The organism is Reyranella sp. (assembly GCF_004297405.1).
Classification (GTDB): Bacteria; Pseudomonadota; Alphaproteobacteria; order Reyranellales; family Reyranellaceae; genus Reyranella.
Map to the genome: position 1 here is coordinate 1 of NZ_SCVC01000019.1, position 5,346 is coordinate 5,346.

At 57.9% G+C, this 5,346-nt stretch carries 3 protein-coding genes and 1 pseudogene; 2 read left to right on the forward strand and 2 right to left on the reverse strand.

Annotation, left to right across the window (positions count from 1 at the left end; genetic code table 11):
• Positions 1 to 295: 295 nt before the first annotated feature.
• Both EPO50_RS13580 and EPO50_RS13585 read left to right on the forward strand, forming a co-directional pair.
• Positions 296 to 2,602 (forward strand): TonB-dependent receptor, encoded by a 2,307-nt coding sequence (locus tag EPO50_RS13580; RefSeq protein ID WP_296344849.1) that lies wholly within the window; start codon positions 296 to 298, stop codon positions 2,600 to 2,602.
• Positions 2,603 to 2,894: 292 nt separating this feature from the next.
• Positions 2,895 to 4,124 carry an FAD-dependent oxidoreductase gene (locus EPO50_RS13585; RefSeq protein WP_069064527.1) on the forward strand — a complete coding sequence of 410 codons (1,230 nt, stop codon included), beginning with the start codon at positions 2,895 to 2,897 and terminating at the stop codon, positions 4,122 to 4,124.
• Positions 4,125 to 4,475: 351 nt separating this feature from the next.
• On the opposite strand, the pseudogene EPO50_RS13590 reads toward EPO50_RS13585, so the two are convergent.
• Positions 4,476 to 4,577: pseudogene (locus EPO50_RS13590) on the reverse strand (alpha/beta hydrolase); the annotation flags it as partial.
• Positions 4,578 to 4,615: 38 nt separating this feature from the next.
• Positions 4,616 to 5,346 (reverse strand): glutathione S-transferase family protein (locus EPO50_RS13595; protein WP_296344852.1); only part of this gene is annotated, 731 nt, incomplete at its 5' end.

Below are 5,346 nucleotides of genomic sequence, written 5' to 3' on the forward strand. Positions count from 1 at the left end.
CCCATGCGAAGGGGCGCGCACTGAGCAACCATCCCCTCCCCTGTTTGCCCAAATAGGTAGCGGTTTTCCGTTGTCCTCGGTCACGATAGGTACGTTTTTAGGGCGGTACAGCCTATAGAGCACCTCCGACGGGACCGTCGCTATGGGCCGGAGCGACGCTGCTGGCCGGGTGCCCTGAATATGGCTTGCGTCGCGTTTCCTTTCATATATTACTTAGGTCTCTAATCATTTTTGAAAAGCCGGCTTGCGAGCACGTCCACAGAAGGCGGCCGCCCGGAAGGAGAGGGATGAAAATATGAGACTAACTGCTCTCGCGCCGGTCACGCTTGCGACACTGCTGACCTTGTCCCAAGGCGCATACGCTCAATCACAGACCGCCCAACCAGCTCCGACGCCGCCTTCTGACGCCCCCGCGGCGCAAGACCCAAACGCTGAGGGCGACATCATCGTGACGGCGCAGAAGAAGTCGGAAAATCTTCGCGACGTCCCGATCGCGATCAGCGCGATCAAGGGACAGGATCTCACCGCCCGCGGCTTCACAACGTCGATGGATCTTCCAGATCTTGTTCCAGGTGTGCGCTCAACTACCCCGGGTGGCGGTGCTTATGTCACGACGATCATCCGTGGGGTCGGCCAGCAAGATATCGCGCGTCACCAGGAAGCACCGGTCGCCACCTATGTGGACGGAGCGTATGTCGGCCTCACGTCCGCGCTGACTCAGCCGGTTTTCGACGTCGACCGTGTCGAGGTTCTCAAGGGGCCGCAAGGAACACTGTTCGGGCGCAATGCGACGGGTGGCCTTGTCCAATATATTACCCGAGCACCCAGCCAAGAGTTCGAGGCTTATGTCACGACCGAATATGGGAGCTACGACAAGTTCATGACGGAAGGGGCCGTCGGCGGCAGCCTTGGCGGTGACTGGTCAGGCCGTATCGCATATCATGCCGAAAAGGGTGGCGCATACATCCGCAATCCGATCGGGCCAGACCATAACGGCACAGATGTTCAAGCTGTCCGTGCGCAACTCCAGTATAAGCCCAGTAGCGATTTCCGGGCCCTGCTCAGCGTATATGCAGACCGTTTTCCGGACCAACCCGGCCCTGTCGCGAGCACGACGCGCGCGTTTATCGGGGCGAACGGTAAGCCGGTCGGCGTCACGCCCGGCAATTTTGCCGCGTATCAGAATTTCTGCCGCACGACAGTTGGGACAGTTCCGACCACTTATTCTCCACTCGGTGACTGCGCGGCATCACTGAAGAGCCCTTACAATGTGCCAACCGCCAACTACCTAAAAGTCAACGGAAAATATCTTAACGCCACCGCGACAATCGATTGGACGATTGGGTCCGGAATCAAGCTGACGTCGATCTCAAACTATCAGTACTCCGATCAACTCTACAACACCCAGCTTGCGAGCGGATTCCCGACAGCTATTGTTAATGCAAGCGATTCTGGGAGCCGCCAATATTCCGAAGAGATCAGACTCTCCGGAAAGGTAAGTAATGTTGACTGGGTCGCCGGTCTTTATGGGTTGTGGATCAACAACCATACCGGCGCAAATGTTAATCTAAACGATATACCGTTCTATGGAATCAATCTCAATGCGGCCCTGCATCTGAGAACCACGTCTTACGCTGGATTTGCGGAAGCCACCTACCACTTTAGCCCCAAGTTCAGTGTTATTGTCGGCGGCCGCGTAACCAGTGACCAGAAGCGTGGTGTCAATCAGTCCTCCTGCACGACCAATCCTACGATCCCGGTCAATATTTGCGCAGTGATCGCAGGGGCGTCGCCGGTTCCGCTCGTGCAGTTCGTCGGATTCGACAAGTCAATATCAACGACATCCTGGTCAGGACGCATCGTTGCTCAATATAAACTCGATGAAAATGTCAATGTCTACGCTGGCGTAAACAGGGGCACAAAGGCAGGTGGGTTCAATACCGGTGCAAACGAGCTTTATCCCGTTTCCGTAGCCGAGTTCAAACCTGAGACGCTTGTGAACTATGAGGCCGGTGTTAAATCGAGAATGCTCAACGGAGTGCTCGATTTCAACGGTTCGATTTTCTATTACGATTACAAGAATCTACAAACCTTCTCGACCCAAAACTTGGCGCTCTACGTCTTTAACGTCGACGCATGGGTAAGGGGTGCCGAGTTCGACATGGTTATCCGCCCGATGCGCGGACTTAATTTTTCCGCATCCGCCAGTTATCTCGATTCAAAGGCCAAAAATGTTCCGGTTGGTGCGGGGTTTGCCGACTTTGTGCTCCCGAACGCGCCGAAATTCAGCTCGAACGTCTCGGCCCGCTACGAGTTCGACCTCGGCCCGGGCAAGGCTTCGATTTTCGGAAGCTACGCGAGGGTTGGCCGGCGGAGTACCTCGGCGGTTGATTACGCGATCGAAAATGTACCTGCCTACAACAAAGTGGATTTCAGGCTCGGATACGAGCTTGATCGCGTCTCATTTGCTTTCAACATCCGAAATTTGACGAATGCACTTATCTATAATTCCGGTGTTCCTTCTGAGACTATAACTGGATCGGTGTTCAATTCAGTTCTTGCGCCAAGAACTTTTTCAGGATCCATATCTCTTAGATTGTGATCGATCTTCAATTGATCCCAATGGCGTCTGCGGATGATGGCGACTATGCTGCTAGAGGTTTGGTGTAGGCTCCTGGCGGTGCATTATTCACCTTGGTCTGGAAGGAGCCGATATAGGCGATATTGCCTACCCAAGCGTCACAATGACCGCGGCGGCACCCGCAATTTCGGCTGCGGGGCGCAAACCCGGGACCAAGCACGAGTTCAAGGCACCACTTTTTCTCAACCAAGGGGGTATGTCGAGTGCTTGCAGACTATCTAGTCGCCATGTTTCCGGCGGTGAGGTCGAACCGATGACCGAGCGCGCGGATGTAGTCATTGTGGGCGCCGGGCATGGTGGTGGACAGACGGCGATCGCCCTGCGGCAAGCGAAGTTTGCGGGGACGATTGCGCTGGTCGGCGACGAGCCAGAACTGCCCTATGAACGGCCGCCGTTGTCCAAGGACTATCTTGCCGGCGACAAAAGCTTCGAACGCATCATGATCCGGCCGGCCGCCTTCTGGTCGGAACGCGAGATAACAATGCTGACCGGCCGCCGCGTGGTCATGGTCGATCCGACGGATAAAACCGTGGCCTTCGCCGATGGTGGCTCGCTCGGTTATGGCACGCTGGTGTGGGCGACCGGAGGCAGCCCGCGTAAGCTAACCTGCGCAGGGAATGACCTTGCCGGTGTCCATTCCGTGCGGTCGCGTGCCGATGTCGACCGGATGATCGCCGAACTGCCGGACGTTCGCCGCGTCGTGGTCATCGGCGGCGGCTATATCGGGCTCGAAGCGGCGGCGGTGCTGAGCAAGTTCGGCAAGCACGTCACCGTGCTCGAAGCGTTGGACCGCGTGCTTGCCCGCGTCGCCGGTGAACCACTGTCACGTTTCTATGAAGCCGAACATCGCGCGCACGGTGTCGACTTGCGTACCGGCGTCGCGATCGACTGTATCCTGGGTGAGGGCGGCAGGGCGACGGGTGTCCGCCTTGCCGATGGATCGGTCCTCGCCGTCGAGATGGTGATCGTCGGCATCGGGATTATTCCAGCGGTCGAGCCGCTAATTGCGGCGGGTGCCGAGGGCGGCAATGGTGTGCTGGTAGACGCACAGGGGCGCACGAGTCTGCCCGATATTTTCGCGCTCGGCGATTGTGCGGCCCACGCTAACCGTTTTGCCGATGGCGCGACGATCCGGCTTGAATCGGTTCAGAACGCCAATGATCAGGCTAGTGTCGTTGCCCGGACGATCACTGGCGATGCCGCGCATTATGATTCGGTGCCCTGGTTCTGGTCGAACCAATATGATCTTCGCCTGCAGACCATCGGCCTGTCGATCGGTCACGACACCGCGCTGTTGCGAGGCAATCCCGCAACGCGCAGTTTTTCGCTGATCTACCTCAAGCAAGGCCGAGTGATTGCGCTCGACTGTGTCAATGCCGCCAAAGATTTTGTCCAGGGCCGGAAGCTTGTGATCGACGGGCTTTCACCCAAACCCGACAGGCTGACCGACCCCTCCATCCCGCTGAAGGAGCTGATCGCCTGATATCGAGTTCCAGTGGTACTGGGATAACGGATCCACGTGATTGCGGGGTTGCGGGGTTGCGGGGTTGCGGACGGGACCGGGAAAACCCCCGGAGATGCCGGAATCTTTGAGTCCTCGATGAGGGAGACTTCGGAGCGGAGCTTGCCGAGAAGGCTGCTGGCATGTTCGCCCGCATCGACGTGGCCAAGTTACTCGGCGCGACACTGGCGGCCGTCCACAAGCGGCGCCAGTGCGGCCGGACCCTACTTGTAAGGGCTCGCGATCGTTGCGGTCTCAGCTCGCAATTGGAGCAGTTTGTTGCTCGAAATAGCCGACAGTAGAGGCCGGCCCCTGCCCACCCTCGGATGAAGGAAGTAGATCGGCATTGATCACGTCAGCATGGTTGAGCGCCATGCCATGCGAATAGCCCCTGTAGAGCCTCAGCGTGGGTTTCTTCACCAGCTTGGCTGACAGCAAGTTGGCGTGTCGGAGCGTGACCCGGGAAATGCTGGTCAATTCGGCTTGCGCACATCAAAGGCTTGCAAGCCCCGCCGCACGCCGTCTCGGCTACCTACCAGATCGAACCAGGCCTTGAGGCGTCCAAGCCGATCCCATGCCACGCTAGCCTCGCTAGCCCGTGCAATCGTATAGCCGGCGATATCCGCTAGGGTGAAGCGGTCACCGGCCATGTACGGGCCGTCGACCAGGAAACGTTCGGACGCCTCCAGTTTAGCAACGCTGCGCCAGACGAGATAGTCCGCCTCTTTCTCCTTGCCTGCCAATTTCATCTGAAACGCCGCATTGTTCGGGGCAATCACGTCAGTGATGAAGTAAAAGAAGCTTTCGTGAAATCGCGCCCTCCTAATCGCGCTTTTGCCCGGCAGAAGACGTTCGGGCGCTGCGTTGGCGATATGCATCATGATGGCATTGGACTGAGTGAGCACCATCAGCGAGACGCGCCGGTCGACCAGAATCGGAACTTGCCCAGCCGAATTGAGCGCCAGGAAATCCGGCTGCCGATGCGCACCAGCGCGAAGATCGATGAATTGCTGGACGTAGGCCAAGCCTGCTTCCTCCAGCGCGATCGCCGCGCGAAGCGAGTTTCCGGTCCGCGCACCATAAAGTGAGAACGGCGGAGCAATATTCGACCACGGTAGCGGCGGGATAGTCCTGCTGCGGGCGGCGTAAAAGTCGTCCACCTTGAAGCCTTTCTGCCGAGTCAGGGAGGTGTGGGGATCTACAG

What these genes read in the sequence shown, in the direction of transcription:
- EPO50_RS13580 (WP_296344849.1), top strand. Translation starts at nt 296, where the DNA reads ATGAGACTAACTGCTCTCGCGCCGGTCACGCTTGCGACACTGCTGACC.
- EPO50_RS13585 (WP_069064527.1), top strand. Translation starts at nt 2,895, where the DNA reads ATGACCGAGCGCGCGGATGTAGTCATTGTGGGCGCCGGGCATGGTGGT.